This is a genomic window from Mesobacillus foraminis (assembly GCF_004340465.1).
In the GTDB taxonomy this organism is placed as follows: domain Bacteria; phylum Bacillota; class Bacilli; order Bacillales; family Cytobacillaceae; genus Mesobacillus_B; species Mesobacillus_B foraminis.
In genome coordinates this window covers 102,736-117,291 of record NZ_SLVV01000003.1, presented here as the reverse complement: position 1 = coordinate 117,291, position 14,556 = coordinate 102,736, and the positions used below count along the sequence as shown (strand labels likewise).

Here is a 14,556-nt window from a genome sequence, read left to right as displayed (position 1 = left end):
CACCAAAGGCTAGCCGACAGAGACACCAAACCGATATTTCGTACGAGTGCAATATTCCTGATCCTTGTCAAGAACGATAGTTGGAAACTTCGGATGATGGATGGCATCGGGCACTCCCTGCGTCTCCAGGCAGATTCCCATATACTTTTCCGACTGTACATCTGGTCCAAGCTGTGTCCCGGAGTAAACTACAACCGCTGGTTCGTCCGTTTCAATCGTAAGAGTCCTTCCGCTTTTTGGATCCTTTAAAACAATTTCTTCCTTATGGTTGGAATTCAGCAAGAACGGATGGTCGTATCCATTTCCCGCCAGAACATTCTGCGGGTGATCGGAGTTTGCGCCTGTTTGAATGAACCGGCCTTGCCGGAAATCAAAATCTGTCCCTTCGACATCGAGAATGGTTCCGGTCGGCAGCAGTTCCTCGTCCAGTTCCAGGAAAGCATCACTCTTCAATGTGAGAGAGTGGTTTAAAATATTCTCTTTGCCATTGCCGCTTAAGTTAAAGTAGGAATGATTCGTCATCGTAAGCAGAGTTTTCTTCGTTGTGGCCCCGTTGTAGGAAATGACAAGTTCATTCTCATTGCTCAATGTATAGGTAACAGCAAGGCTGACTTCCCCGGGATATCCCGCTTCCCCGTCGGTACTTGTATAGGTAAAGTTCACTCCGGCTTCATTCTCGTTCTCGAAAGGGGTGCAATCCCAAATCACCTTGTCATAGCCATTGAATCCGCCGTGCAGGGAGTTGCCATTATCATTCTTTGGAAGATGATACGTTTCTCCATCCAGTTCAAAGGACGCTCCCTTTATTCGGCCAGCTACCCGGCCAATGATGGCACCGAAGTAGGCGGTTCCTTTTTCATAATCCTCAAGGGTATCGTAGCCGAGCACGATATTTTCCATTTTACCGGCTGCGTCGGGTGCAAGAATTTTTGTAATAATGCACCCATAATTGATACATGAGACTTCAAGGCCATTATTGTTGACGATGGTAAAAGAATGGATCTTCCGTCCATCTTTTTCGGCAAATTCTTCCTGTATCACTTTCATTGTCTTTCCTCCTTCCAGCCTTTCGTTCAGTTCTGTTATGTATTCATATTTAATCTATGCCTTTACCCGTCCGAAGCAGGGCAAAGGCATGGCCTTTTAATCTTACTTTTTCGCGAGACGAATTACGTTCCAGCTTAGCTTTGGAAGCATCGCTGTCACCAGGCCGCCGTCAATGGCCGCATTGCCGTTTGTATGAGGCTCTACAGGCGTTCCCTGGGCAGAATTAGTCTTCTTCAAGTCATCATTCTCAAGTACGATATGTTCGATCACCTGGTAGCCTTCGAAGTTGCGAATATCACACTCTAGGTGCAGGCCTTCTTCAAGGTCGCGGTTAACGGCAAAAATGGTAAGCTCTTCCTTTTCTTCATTATAGACCGCAGTAGACTCAAGCACAGGGACATCCGTAAAGTCTTTGCTGTCATATTTAGGGCTTGAGATAATCGGGTTCAGCGCTACACCGCGGCCGAATACCGATGTGTGCATGAACGGATAGAAGATGGTCTGTTTCCAGGCCGTTCCGTTCTCTTCTGTCATGATTGGAGCAATGACGTTGACCAATTGAGCAAGACAAGCGATCTTCAGGCGGTCCGCATGCTTAAGCATGGTGATCAGCATGCAGCCAACCAGCAAGGCATCTTCAAAATTGTAGATATCCTCAAGCTGCGGCGGCGCAATGCTCCATGGCTCAATCTTTTTATCCTGTTCATTTGAGTGGTACCAGACGTTCCATTCATCAAAGGCCAAATTGATTTTCTTTTTGCTTCGTTTCTTGGCCTTGATATAATCGGCAATGGAAATGACTGATTTGATGAAGTCATCCATTTCAAGGGAAAGGGCCAGATAATTGGCTACGTCGTTGTCACGATTTCCATAGTATTGGTGCAGGGAAATGAACTCGACATGATCATAGGTATGATCAAGCACAGTTGCTTCCCACTCCGCGAATGTCGGCATATTGCGGTTTGAGCTTCCGCAGGCAACAAGCTCGATGGTTGGGTCGACCCACTTCATGACTTTTGCAGCCTCTGCGGCAATCCTTCCGTATTCAGCAGCAGTCTTATGCCCGATTTGCCATGGGCCATCCATTTCATTTCCAAGGCACCAGGTCTTGATTTTATATGGATCCTTCACGCCGTGGGAGATGCGCAGGTCACTGTAATAGGAACCTGAAGGATGGTTGCAGTACTCAACAAGGTTCCGCGCGGCATCAATGCCTCTCGTACCAAGGTTTACAGCCATGTTCACTTCCGCATTGGCAAGTTCGGCCCATTTCATGAATTCGTTTGTACCGATTTCGTTTGTTTCAGTGGTTCTCCAGGCAAGGTCCAGACGGCGCGGCCTTTCCGCTACCGGACCAACTCCATCTTCCCAGTTGTAGCCGGATACGAAATTTCCTCCCGGGTAACGGACAAGCGGAACCTGAAGCTCCTTCACCATTTCAATTACATCCTGCCGGAAGCCGTTCTCGTCAGCCTGCGGATGGCCTGGCTCATAAATTCCTCCATAGACAGCACGGCCAAGATGCTCGATAAAAGAACCATAAACCCGCTTATCAATTTCTGCTATTTTAAAATCCTTTTCCAGGATCATCTTTGCTTTATTGCTAGCCATTCCTGCTCACCCTTTCTATTTAGCGATCGATCGCACAACACTTTTTAAATCACTTTAAGCCGGGGCTTTGTCGCTGTGCCATTTAGGACTGGACGGCGACGGACATTTCTTGTCTTTAAACATGGCCCGGTAGCGGACGATGCATCCGCTGTGGGCACAGGTGGTACCATACTGAAGGGACTGGCAGGCTTCACAGGCAGCCAGGCGGCTTGAGTAAACCTCCTCGGAAACGATCTTCGAAGGGTTTTCCCTTGCCTCCTCGACAAGCTCCTGGATCACCTCTTCCGTGACGATCACACTTTCCGCACATCCCTTGCACAAGCTTGGTTTATTCATGGCGGCAGCTCCTATTCAATTGCTAAAACAACAACAGACATTGGAGGCAGAGTGATGGACAGTTTGTTTTCATTTACGGAAACCTGCTCAAAAGCAACTGGCTTTACATTTTCAGGCTCCTCGAAGGTGTTATGGGCGTTCATGCTGCCGGCTGTAAGGATCCTTCCGGAAACATTTGCTGCCGTTACGCCAAGGCCGCGAACATCCAGTTCAAGCTGGGCTTCATTTTTATGGTCGATATTGCAAAGGCTGATATGGACTTTGCCTTCATCATTTTTGGATGCAGATACACTGACCTGAGGAAGCTTTTCATCTTTGTATTCGTATTCATTTACAAGTGAGTCAACAGCCAGAAGCTTTGCATCCTGATGGACCTTGAACATTTCAAACACATGATAGGTTGGTGTCAGGATCATCTTTTCGCCTTCTGTTAAAATCATCGCCTGAAGAACGTTAACGGTCTGGGCAATGTTGGTCATTTGGACACGGTCGCTGTGCTTATGGAAAATATTAAAGTGGAGACCGGCAACCAATGCGTCACGGATGGAATTTTGCTGATAAAGGAATCCTGGGTTGGTGCCAGGCTCCACATCAAACCATGTTCCCCACTCGTCGATGATCATGCCAATTCGTTTTTCAGGATCGTACTTATCCATGATCGTACCGTGTTTTTTGATCAGTTCTTCCATATGAAGGGACTTTTTCATGGTGATGAACCATTCGTCTTCTTCAAAATCAAGGGCGGATCCCTTTCCTAGCCAGAAATCACCTGGAATGGTGTAGTAGTGAAGGCTCAGTCCATCCATCAGCCAATGGGCATTCTTCATCAGCACTTCTGTCCAGTTGTAGTCATCAACATTGGCGCCGCCGGCAATCTTGTAAACCTTGTTGTCGCCATAGTTCCGGACGTAGGTCTGGTAACGGCGGTACAAGTCGGCATAGTACTCAGGGCGCATGTTCCCGCCACATCCCCAGTTTTCGTTGCCAACGCCAAAATATTTTAATTTCCAAGGCTCGTCCCTGCCATTTTCACGGCGCCAGTTGGCCATTGGGGATTCACCTTCAAAGGTCATGTATTCTACCCATTCGGACATTTCCTGGACGGTCCCGCTGCCAACATTTCCGCAGATATATGGTTCAGTACCAAGCAGCTCGCACAGCATCATGAATTCATGCGTTCCAAAGTGGTTGTTCTCAACCACGCCGCCCCAGTGGGTGTTGACCATCCGCTTGCGGTTCTCCCTTGGCCCGACGCCATCCTTCCAGTGGTACTCGTCTGCAAAGCAGCCGCCCGGCCAGCGAAGTACGGGGATTTGAATATTTTTCAACGCTTCCAGCACATCATTGCGGATTCCATTTGTGTTTGGAATTTCGGAATCTTCTCCAACCCAAATTCCTTCATAGATACATCTGCCAAGATGCTCAGCAAAATGGCCATAAATATTCTTATTTATCTTCCCTTTTTCAATATCGGCGTTAATGACGATTGAATTTTTCATCAGGATTCTCCTCTTTTAAGATTTATGTGCCGCTTCTTTCTCTCTCGACCTCCTCTAACTCTATTGAAAAGAAGGCCGCCCCGCTTCTTCCAGTCTGAAAATCTTCCGCTAAAAAGAGGGCGGGGGCTTCTTTATAACCGTTCTTTGATTTTGCTTACAATGGACTCTGCAGTAAATCCGTATTCCCTGGCAATGCGGCCTCCTGGTGCAGAAGCGCCAAAACCGGAGATTCCGATCATCAAGCCTTCTCTGCCGATGATTTGCGCCCAGCCTTGCGGCGATGCCATTTCAATGGCCACGTTCAGCTTGATTTCCGGGCTTAACAGTTCTTCCTGATAGGAAACAGGCTGCTGTTCAAAGAGTTCCCATGACGGCATGCTGACCACTCTTGAAAGGATTCCTTCTTTTTGCAGCTCCGCTTTGACCTCAAGGGCTAAGGCAACTTCAGAACCGGTAGCAATCAGCTGAACAGCTGGAACTCCCTCTAAATCTTCCAGAATATAGGCGCCTTTTACAACATTTGAGTGAGCTGTTGGTGAATCTACAACGACCTCAAGGTTCTGGCGGCTCAATACCAGTGCCACCGGGCCGTTTTGGTTTTCGACGGCATATTTCCAGGCAGCTGCGGTTTCGTTAGCGTCTGCAGGTCTCAGGACAGTCACATTCGGGATGCCTCTCAAAGCTGAAAGCTGTTCGATCGGCTCATGTGTCGGGCCATCTTCGCCGACGAAGATACTGTCATGTGTGAACACATAGGTAACCGGCAAGTTCATGATCGCTGCAAGGCGGATCGCCGGACGGAGGTAATCGGAAAAGACGAAGAAAGTTGAGCCGAACGGGATGGTTCCTCCGTGAAGGGCCATTCCATTTACGACTGCTCCCATCGCAAACTCCCGTACCCCGTAATAAAGATTGCGTTCGGCATATTGGCCAGGCGCAAATCGTCCGGTGCCATTGATGTGTGTCATGGTGGAGGACTCAAGATCTGCAGATCCTCCAAGGAAATTAGGGACACCCTTCGCAATCGCATTCAGTACCTGTCCTGAAGCCACACGTGTGGATAAGGAGGCACCTTTTTCATAAACTGGCAGTTCTGCATCCCAATTTTCAGGAAGACCCTTGCTGATTTCCCTCTGAAGGCGGGCTGCCAGTTCAGGATAAGCCTGCTGGTACTGGCTGAACAGTTGATCCCACTCCTGGTTCTTTTCAATCCCCTGCTCCTTGACTTCCTGGTAGAAAGCCTTAACATCCTCAGGAACAAAGAACTCCTCCTGGGAAACCTGATAAAACTCTTTTGTCAATTTGACTTCTTCTGCACCGAGTGGGGATCCGTGCGTGCCCTGATGGCCGCCTTTTCCGCCTTTGTTCGGGCTTCCGTAGCCAAGTGTGGTTTTAACCTCAATCAGGGTAGGCCTTTGGAGGTCGTTTTTCGCTTCCAGGAGCGCCGCTTCAAGCGCACCAAGATTATTTTCTTCCTCGACGCGAAGCACCTGCCAGCCGTAGGCTTCAAACCTCTTGCCGACATTCTCGGAAAATGAGAGTCCCGCTTCCCCGTCCAGGGTAATATCGTTTGAATCATAGATCATGACAAGCTTGCCAAGTTTTAAATGGCCGGCAAGCGAAGCAGCCTCGGAGGATACTCCTTCCATCAGGTCGCCATCTCCGCAGATGACATATGTAAAGTGGTCAACCACCGGGAAGTTTTCCTTATTGTAGACAGCGCCCATATGCGCTTCCGCCATTGCCATTCCGACACCCATTCCGACCCCTTGTCCAAGCGGGCCCGTGGTGGCGTCGACTCCAGGTGTGTGGCCATATTCGGGATGGCCAGGCGTACGGCTTCCCCATTGCCTGAACTCCTTCAAATCATCAAGTGATAAATCATAGCCGAAAAGGTGAAGCAGGCTGTACAGCAGCATGGAACCATGCCCGGCGGAAAGGACAAACCGGTCCCTGTTGAACCATTCCGGGTTGGAAGGATTGTGGTTCATCACCTTGGACCAAAGGACATGCCCTGCCGGCGCCATTCCCATCGGCATGCCTGGATGCCCCGATTTTGCCTTTTCAATTGCATCAATTGCCAGTGTGCGGATTGTATTGACCGCAAGTTCTTCGATATGTACTTTATTTGCTGTTTCGACCATCTTTTCCCCCTGCTTTACATTTATTTTACAAATACGAACCTATAAAAACTTCAGGGCTATTGGTAAAACAGCCCTGAAGTTTGATATTCCATCAGCCCGCAAACGGGATAAATGGTTATTAACGGTAATAGATTTCGTTCCAGCGAAGCTCGTTTTTAAATGCCTGGACTTTCGTATCGTTGTCAATGACAACACATTCGATGCCGGACAGCTCAGCGAAGTCGATCAGCTGTTCAGTTGTAACCACATAGGAGAAGCAAGTATGGTGCGCTCCGCCGGCAAGAATCCAGCTTTCTGCCGATACGCTCAACGATGGCTGTGGTTTCCAAAGCACTCTTGCTACTGGAAGCTTCGGCATGTCGATTTCAGGCTGGACAGCGTCAATTTCATTGATCAGCATGCGGAAGCGGTTCCCCATGTCAACGATTGAAGCGTTGACTGCTGCACCAGTTGCTCCGTCAAACACGATGCGGGCAGGATCTTCCTTGCCGCCAATGCCAAGCGGATGAACTTCAATGCGCGGCTTTGTTGCAGCGATTGTCGGGCAAACCTCAAGCATGTGAGCTCCAAGGATCATTTCATTCCCCGGCTCGAAATGGTTGGTGTAGTCCTCCATGAAGGAAGTCCCTTCATTGCCGGCAATAATTTTCATCAGGCGGACAAGTGCAGCCGTTTTCCAGTCACCTTCTCCGGCGAAGCCGTAGCCATCTTCCATCAGGCGCTGAACAGCAAGTCCCGGAAGCTGGCGGATGCCATGGAGGTCCTCAAATGTAGTAGTGAATGCTGTATAGTTTCCTTCTTCAAGAAACGCTCTCATTCCAAGCTCAATTCTTGCCTGTTCGCGGATGGATTCTTTTACAGCGCCTTCTTGCAATCCTTCAGGGACAATATCGTACAATGTCTTGTACTCTTCATATAGAGCGTCAACCTGCTGTTCGGAAATGTCATTGATGCGCTGTACAAGGTCGCCTACACCGTAACCGTTTACCGTCCAGCCGAATTTGATTTGTGCTTCGATCTTGTCGCCTTCTGTTACGGCTACTTGACGCATATTGTCGCCAAAACGTGCGATCTTCAGATTTTTCGATTCTGCAAAAGCGGCAGCTGTCCTCATCCAGCTTCCGATGCGACCCTTTGTCTGCTCATCTTCCCAGTGGCCGACAACGACTTTCCGTTTTACATTCATGCGGGCTCCGATGAAACCATGTTCACGGTCACCGTGCGCGGACTGATTTGTGTTCATGAAGTCCATGTCAATGGAATCCCATGGAATATCACGGTTGAATTGAGTATGTAGATGAAGCAAAGGCTTTTGAAGAACACTCAAACCGGCAATCCACATTTTTGAAGGGGAGAAAGTATGCATCCATGTGATTACGCCTGCGCAATTTTCATCATTGTTGGCTTCAAGGAAAAGCTTGCGGATGGCATCCGACTCCTTAACAACGGTTTTAAAAACAAGCTTGTATGGAAGGGAAGAATCCTGATCCATGGCTTCCACCATTTGCCTTGAGTTCGCTTCAACCTCTCTCAGTGTTTCTTCTCCGTATAGTAATTGGCTTCCTGTAACAAACCAGTATTCATAAGCTTTTGTTTGCAGCATGGTTCATTCCTCCTAGGTTTTTTATATAAAAGTTGAGGAGTCAGCAGATCTGCTTATAATTTCGCTGAAAATCCGGTAACTAACTCCTCAATTCAGGTAATCTCTTAGTCTCTAAACCTTTATTTCTGCCCGTAATAGGCATTGGCACCATGCTTGCGCAGGTAATGTTTATCCAGCAGGAACTGGTCAATGTCTTCCACCTGCGGATTGAGCTGGAAGCTGTGAAGCGCCATTTTTGCGACTTCCTCAAGGACCACTGCGTTATGGACTGCCTGATGGGCATCCTTTCCCCAAGCGAACGGGGCGTGGCTGGCAACCAGGACACCTGGCATGGCAACAGGGTCAAGCCCTTCACTGCGGAACTTCTCAATGATGACATTTCCCGTTTCAAGCTCATATGCCTGATTGATTTCCATTTGAGTCAATGGCCTTGTACAAGGAATTTTCCCGTAAAAATAATCAGCATGAGTGGTCCCAAGCGGCGGGATGGCCCTGCCGGCCTGTGCCCAGCTTGTCGCCCACGGGGAATGTGTGTGAACGATTCCGCCGATGGTTTCAAATGCTTTATAGAGCGCCAGGTGTGTCGGAGTATCAGAGGAAGGCCTCAGGTTTCCTTCGACAATATTTCCTTCCAGATCCACAACCACAAGATGCTCTGCCTTCAATTCATCATAAGGAATGCCGCTTGGCTTAATGACGACAAGCCCTTCTTCACGGTCAATACCGCTTACGTTTCCCCATGTAAAAGTGACAAGTCCATATTTAGGAAGATCGAGGTTTGCTTCAAGCACTTCCTGTTTCAGCTTTTCTAGCATACTGTCTCCCCCTTTTTCTCCTGGACGCTTTCTCTCTTAATCTTCTTAAGACGCTTCATCACATCGTTTTCTCCGCGGCCAAAGTAATCATAGAGATTTGCATATTCCGCATAAAGCTTGTCATATACAGCGGCATTATCGGAAACAGGCTGATAGAATTCATCTTTTACCCGGCCCATTACCTTGGCTGCATCGGTTATGCTGTCATAGCCTCCGCGTTCTTTTCCGGCTGCTACCGCTCCAAACATGGCAGAACCTAGTGCCGGAGTCTGGGAAGAAGCAGAAATCTTGATATCCATGTTAAGAACATCGGAATAGATTTGCATCATCAGAGCATTCTTTTCAGCAATCCCGCCGCAGGCATAAACCTCATTGATCGGAACACCGGCCTTGCGGAAGGTTTCCACGATCATCCTTGTTCCATAGGCAGTAGCTTCAATCAGAGCTCGGTAAATCTCTTCCGGCTTTGTTAACAGCGTTGCTCCCAGCAATACCCCAGTCAGGTCAGCATCAACAAGTGTCGAACGGTTTCCGTTCCACCAGTCAAGAGCGATGAGACCGCTTTCACCAACCCTCAAAGAATTCGCCTTGTCGGTTAGCAGCTGGTGAATATTGACGCCCTTTTGCTCTGCTTCTTCATAATAGCTTGCAGGAACGCAATTTTCGATAAACCATTCAAAGTGGTCGCCCACACAGGATTGGCCTGCTTCATAACCCATTAATCCAGGAATGACACCATCTTCAACCACACCGCACATGCCAGGTACGACCTTTTCTTCTTCGCCAAGTAAAATATGGCACGTAGAGGTTCCCATGATCATCAATAGCTTGCCTGGCTCTGTTATGCCTACTGCAGGAACGGCAACATGGGCATCAACATTGGCGATTGCAATGGATGTGCCTGGTTTTAATCCTGTGAGCTTTGCAGCCTTTTCAGTGAGTTCCCCGGCTTTAGAACCTATGGAGTAGATGTCATTGGACAGCTTGTCTTCAACGACATTTTCCAGGCGAGGGTCAAGCGCCTTAAAGAATTCCTTAGAAGGATATCCTTCCTGTTTGTTCCAGATTGCTTTATAGCCAGCTGTACAGCTGTTTCGCTTCAGGTCTCCCGTCAGCTGCGAGGTTACCCAGTCTGTTGCCTCGACGATCTGATCCGCTGCCTCATAAATTTCCGGAGCTTCATTCAGGATCTGCCATACTTTCGGGATCATCCACTCAGAGGAAATCTTGCCGCCGTAGCGCTGCAAAAAGGCTTCTCCGCGTTCTTCTGCAATTTTATTTAATTGGTTCGCTTCATCCTGTGCAGCATGATGCTTCCAAAGTTTAACATAGCTGTGAGGATTCTTTTCGAATTCCTCTGTCAAGCATAAAGGAGTTCCTTGTTTATTGATCGGAAGAACCGTACAAGCTGTAAAATCGATTCCCAATCCAACTACATCCTCTGCGGAAACACCCGATGTCTTCAAAACTTCCGGAATGGTAACCTGCAAGACTTCCAAATAATCATTCGGATGCTGCAAAGCCCAGTCATTTTCAAGTCTTGTTGTACCGTCAGGCAGGAACTCGTCCATTACCCCATGGGTGTACGGTTTCACTGCAGTGGCGATTTCTTTTCCTGTTGCTACTTCAACCAGTACGGCCCTTCCAGATTGTGTTCCGTAATCAACACCAATCGAATACTTTGCCATTTGAACCACCCTATCTCTTAATTTAAAGGATATAATATACAACCAGCAAAAGCCGCTTGTATGGCGAACCAAGTATCTCATTCTTTATACGTACAAGTAAAAGCAAATAGCTTGAAAGTTTTAATAGTAACAGATTAGTTGGATATGTACTCCAACTTGTACGTATAACCTTAATTAGATTGTATCATCTTCCCTGTATATTTCAATCATTTTTTTTCATTTTACGCAATTTCCAATGAAAAAAAAGACAAATTTCAGTCACAGTGCAAAGAATTGGTACGTACTACTATATTTGTATAGCGATTAAACAATCTTTTTAATACCATCAATAGGAAATATAGACCGCAGGGAAGTGGCTTTGCTCCCTCAATCTCGCTTGTTATTCCCTCCTTTTGAACGGTATAGTAATAGGTAGAGTAAGTCTTTAGGAGGATATTATGGAAATTGATCTTTCGAAACATTCTTTGCCCATCTTTGAGGCGCTGGCGAGCAAGGTGCGGATTAACATCGTCCACCTCCTGGCTGACAAAACAATGAATATTAAAGAGCTTGCTGAAGCACTGGGGTTAAGCAGCGCCATTATGACCATGCATGTCAAAAAGTTAGAAAAGGCTGGAATCATCCGCACGGAAATGATTCCCGGCAAAGGCGGAGTCCAGAAGAGGTGTGTCCTGTATGTTGATAAAATCGAAATCCTTTTCCCGTCCATTACGAAAAAAGTAATGGATTACCATGAAATGGAGGTTTCCGTCGGACACTTTACCGACTATCAGGCTGAACCCACCTGCGGACTTGCTACACAGGAGGCCATTATCGGCGAGTTCGATGATCCAAGATATTTCCTTTCTCCTGAGCGCATCAATGCCAAAATTCTCTGGCTGGGCAAAGGGTATCTGGAATATCGAATCCCTAACTTCCTAAATGCAAACCAGGAACCAAAGACACTGGAAATATCCCTGGAGATCTCCTCCGAAGCCCCATTCACCAACAGCAACTGGCCCTCCGACATAAGCTTTTACTTAAACAATCATCATCTGGGGGTATGGACGAGCCCCGGTGACTTCGGCGACAGCCGGGGCAAATTTACACCAGCATGGTGGCCAGGCGTGATCAACCAGTACGGACTGCTAAAACACATCCGGATTACGGAGAATGGGACCTATATTGACGGCAGAAAACTGTCGGACACCTCGATCGACCAGATCGGCATCCGCGAAAGTCTTTTTTCATTTCGCATTGCTGCCGAGGGCGAAAGTGAAAACGTAGGAGGACTGACGATATTCGGCAGCGGATTTGGAAATTATAATCAGGATATTGTTTTCCGGCTTTACTATGAATAAAAAGCAGGCCTCAAGCGAACCATGCTTGAGGCCTGTCTTATTTTAATTACTTATAAAAGTTTCTGATCCAGCGGTGTTTGGCCAATGTGTCAAGCTGAGCTTGAGTTAGACCTTCCCCCGACCCGACAGTGCAGTTGGCTTCCGCATGGCGAACCGATCGCATTCCAGGAATAACTGTGGATACGAGGGGATTGCTCAGAATGAAACGCAGCGCCGTTTCCGGCATTTGCTCGATGGCAATTTCTAGATCCGAGGCAATATTCTGCACCCTTTGGTACACTTCCTGCTTCCTGTCTTCCCTGAAATAGTGATTGCGGAAATCTCCTTCCGGGAATGTCGACTCAGGCGTGATTTTGCCGGTCAGCCCGCCTTCATCAAGCGGCACCCTGACAATGATTCCTGTATTGTACTTCTCGCATGCCGGGAAAAGCCTGTCCTCCGGAAGCTGCTCAAAGATATTGTAAATCACTTGTACGGTATCGACGACTCCCGTTTCAATCAGCTTAATCACATTTTCCGGTTCATTATCGTTGACCGAAATGCCGAAGTGCTGAATTTTACCGTCTTTTTTCAGCTGCTCCACTGCCTCCAGCCAGTCTCCCTGCCCTGTCCACTCATCTGTCCAGACGTGGAACTGCTGGACATCAATGGTTTCAAGCCCAAGGTTCCTTAGGCTTTCCTCCGTCTTTTCAATGACATATTGAGCCGGATAGGCATCATTCACGGATACATCCCTGCTCGCAGGCCATTTCATATTTTTGGGCGGCACCTTTGTCGCAACGTGAATCTTGCCAGATCGTTTCCTGACCGCCTCGCCAACCAGGCGTTCACTGTGGCCATTGCCATATGCCAGCGCAGTGTCAATAAAATTAAGTCCAAGGTCGATGGCTTTGTTAAGGGCTTTCAGGGACTCCTCATCGCTTGCCCCCACCCAGCTTGTCTGGCCGATACCCCAGGCTCCATAGCCAATCTCTGATACTTTTAATCCTGTCCTGCCCAATGTACGGTAATTCATAAAGCTTTCTCCCTCTCTGGTTATGAATCTGGCAAATCTCTTTATTAACACCGAGGGATTCGGGGGATCCCCCGGCTTGTACGTTATTCCAGCAGATTGCTTGATGCTGCCTTATTCTTCTGTCACCGGTACCACTTTCTTCCCGATGATGACTTCCCCATGCTCATCTTTTCCTGCGAACACAAGGGTTGGCACCCAGTTTTCCCAGTCCCATGCAGGCAGGACAATGATTTCCTCTTTTCGTTCTCTGCCGTTTTCACTTAAAAACAATTCAAACTGATTGCCTTTTATATACCTGCAGGATCCCTTGCCCCTGCCTGCTTTTGTATCGGTTCCGAGTTCAATGGACCTGGAATGAAGCTGTTCATTCTGATCCTTGTCCATTTGAATATATTCCCATGTGCCTTCCATTAGAGCAGGATCAATTTCTGTTTCTTCTTCTCCTGCGTAGCGTTCAGGGGACACTAATGGCCAGCCGTCCACACTCCAGAAAATTTTCCTGACGTGCAAATAATGCCAGTGGGGGTCCTTTTCGCCCCTTGCATGATGGACGATGAAATAGGAGTCGCCGTCCTTCAGAACCGAATTATGGCCTGGGGCAATCCAGCCTTCGGAATCGCCAAATTTATAGCCTCCCAGGATTTTCATGCCCACATCATTGGGCGGCAGGGAAAGATCGGTCATTTCATTTCCGTTAAAATCTACATACGGGCCCTCAATATGGTCTGCCCGGCCAACGCGGATATTATAGTTTTTAAATAGGGAGTCATAGGAGACAAAGAGATAGTACTTTTTAAATTCTGGATGATAGACAATATAAGGCCCTTCGATTGCTGCCTCCACACTCTCATGCCTCTTCGCAATCAGCTTCTCTTCGCTGCCTGCCAGTTTCTTCCCCGTAGCCGGGTCAATGCGGAACACAAACATGCCTCCGAAAAATGAGCCATACACCATCCATGGGTTTCCATCTTCATCAAAGGTGATATTGGGATCGATCGCATTGGGAAGGTCGCCCTGCTTTGACTTCACGACCTCACCCTGGTCCTCCCACGGTCCCTCGATATGGCTTGAGGTCGCCACCCCGATAAAGGACTGGTTTTTTCCAAACTGTGACGCCGCATAGTACATATAGTATGTATCTCCAAATTTTACGACTTCCGGCGCCCATAAGCCTTTGGCCCCCGTCCATTCGTGAGCTTCTGCCGGAATCTGATCAAAGGCATGGCCGACAAACTCCCAGTGAATCAAGTCCCTGGATTTTCTAATCTGGATTCCTCCTATTGGAGGACCGCCATATTTCGCATCCGTTGAGAAAACATAGTATGTATCGCCATCTTTAAAACTCGCTGGGTCATGGGCGTTGTTAATCGTCCACAGACTTTCTTCATGAATGATCGACTCATCGTACAGCTTGTATTTCATGGGCGCTTTAGGAAACTTCATGTAAAATCTCTCCTT

The 14,556-nt window shown here is 47.9% G+C and carries 11 protein-coding genes; 1 reads left to right on the top strand and 10 read right to left on the bottom strand.

Going from position 1 to position 14,556, the window contains the following annotated elements:
* Positions 1 to 9 precede the first annotated feature (9 nt).
* The 8 genes from EV146_RS05195 to araB form a co-directional block, all read right to left on the bottom strand.
* Positions 10 to 1,047 carry an aldose epimerase family protein gene (locus EV146_RS05195; RefSeq protein ID WP_132002921.1) on the bottom strand — a complete coding sequence of 346 codons (1,038 nt, stop codon included), beginning with the start codon at positions 1,045 to 1,047 and terminating at the stop codon, positions 10 to 12.
* 102 nt (positions 1,048 to 1,149) lie between these two features.
* Positions 1,150 to 2,658 (bottom strand): arabinosylfuranosidase ArfA, encoded by a 1,509-nt coding sequence (gene arfA / locus EV146_RS05190; RefSeq protein ID WP_132002918.1) that lies wholly within the window; start codon positions 2,656 to 2,658, stop codon positions 1,150 to 1,152.
* Between the two features lie 54 nt (positions 2,659 to 2,712).
* Positions 2,713 to 2,994, bottom strand: a complete 282-nt coding sequence (locus EV146_RS05185) for a DUF6171 family protein (protein WP_132002915.1) — start codon at positions 2,992 to 2,994, stop codon at positions 2,713 to 2,715.
* A gap of 11 nt (positions 2,995 to 3,005) precedes the next feature.
* A complete protein-coding gene (locus EV146_RS05180; protein ID WP_132002912.1) occupies positions 3,006 to 4,493 on the bottom strand; it encodes an alpha-N-arabinofuranosidase in 1,488 nt (495 codons plus the stop codon).
* Between the two features lie 131 nt (positions 4,494 to 4,624).
* Entirely contained in the window at positions 4,625 to 6,637 is a 2,013-nt protein-coding gene (tkt, locus tag EV146_RS05175; RefSeq protein ID WP_132002909.1) for a transketolase, read from the bottom strand.
* A gap of 118 nt (positions 6,638 to 6,755) precedes the next feature.
* Positions 6,756 to 8,240: an L-arabinose isomerase gene (gene araA, locus EV146_RS05170; protein WP_132002906.1), complete on the bottom strand. Its 1,485-nt coding sequence runs from the start codon at positions 8,238 to 8,240 to the stop codon at positions 6,756 to 6,758.
* Positions 8,241 to 8,359: 119 nt separating this feature from the next.
* On the bottom strand, positions 8,360 to 9,055 hold the full coding sequence (araD, locus tag EV146_RS05165; protein ID WP_132002903.1) for an L-ribulose-5-phosphate 4-epimerase: 696 nt from the start codon (positions 9,053 to 9,055) through the stop codon (positions 8,360 to 8,362).
* Positions 9,049 to 10,743 carry a ribulokinase gene (araB, locus tag EV146_RS05160; RefSeq protein ID WP_132002900.1) on the bottom strand — a complete coding sequence of 565 codons (1,695 nt, stop codon included), beginning with the start codon at positions 10,741 to 10,743 and terminating at the stop codon, positions 9,049 to 9,051. The genes araD and araB overlap by 7 nt, the downstream gene beginning before the upstream one ends.
* A gap of 437 nt (positions 10,744 to 11,180) precedes the next feature.
* Between araB and EV146_RS05155 the strand changes: the two genes are divergently transcribed.
* Entirely contained in the window at positions 11,181 to 12,083 is a 903-nt protein-coding gene (locus EV146_RS05155) for an ArsR/SmtB family transcription factor (protein ID WP_132002897.1), read from the top strand.
* A 46-nt stretch (positions 12,084 to 12,129) separates the two neighbouring features.
* On the opposite strand, the gene EV146_RS05150 is transcribed toward EV146_RS05155, so the two are convergent.
* Both EV146_RS05150 and EV146_RS05145 read right to left on the bottom strand, forming a co-directional pair.
* Positions 12,130 to 13,098: an aldo/keto reductase gene (locus EV146_RS05150; RefSeq protein ID WP_132002894.1), complete on the bottom strand. Its 969-nt coding sequence runs from the start codon at positions 13,096 to 13,098 to the stop codon at positions 12,130 to 12,132.
* 111 nt (positions 13,099 to 13,209) lie between these two features.
* Entirely contained in the window at positions 13,210 to 14,541 is a 1,332-nt protein-coding gene (locus tag EV146_RS05145; RefSeq protein ID WP_132002891.1) for an arabinan endo-1,5-alpha-L-arabinosidase, read from the bottom strand.
* Positions 14,542 to 14,556: the final 15 nt, after the last annotated feature.

What these genes read in the sequence shown, in the direction of transcription:
- EV146_RS05195 (WP_132002921.1), bottom strand. Translation starts at nt 1,047, where the DNA reads ATGAAAGTGATACAGGAAGAATTTGCCGAAAAAGATGGACGGAAGATC.
- arfA (WP_132002918.1), bottom strand. Translation starts at nt 2,658, where the DNA reads ATGGCTAGCAATAAAGCAAAGATGATCCTGGAAAAGGATTTTAAAATA.
- EV146_RS05185 (WP_132002915.1), bottom strand. Translation starts at nt 2,994, where the DNA reads ATGAATAAACCAAGCTTGTGCAAGGGATGTGCGGAAAGTGTGATCGTC.
- EV146_RS05180 (WP_132002912.1), bottom strand. Translation starts at nt 4,493, where the DNA reads ATGAAAAATTCAATCGTCATTAACGCCGATATTGAAAAAGGGAAGATA.
- tkt (WP_132002909.1), bottom strand. Translation starts at nt 6,637, where the DNA reads ATGGTCGAAACAGCAAATAAAGTACATATCGAAGAACTTGCGGTCAAT.
- araA (WP_132002906.1), bottom strand. Translation starts at nt 8,240, where the DNA reads ATGCTGCAAACAAAAGCTTATGAATACTGGTTTGTTACAGGAAGCCAA.
- araD (WP_132002903.1), bottom strand. Translation starts at nt 9,055, where the DNA reads ATGCTAGAAAAGCTGAAACAGGAAGTGCTTGAAGCAAACCTCGATCTT.
- araB (WP_132002900.1), bottom strand. Translation starts at nt 10,743, where the DNA reads ATGGCAAAGTATTCGATTGGTGTTGATTACGGAACACAATCTGGAAGG.
- EV146_RS05155 (WP_132002897.1), top strand. Translation starts at nt 11,181, where the DNA reads ATGGAAATTGATCTTTCGAAACATTCTTTGCCCATCTTTGAGGCGCTG.
- EV146_RS05150 (WP_132002894.1), bottom strand. Translation starts at nt 13,098, where the DNA reads ATGAATTACCGTACATTGGGCAGGACAGGATTAAAAGTATCAGAGATT.
- EV146_RS05145 (WP_132002891.1), bottom strand. Translation starts at nt 14,541, where the DNA reads ATGAAGTTTCCTAAAGCGCCCATGAAATACAAGCTGTACGATGAGTCG.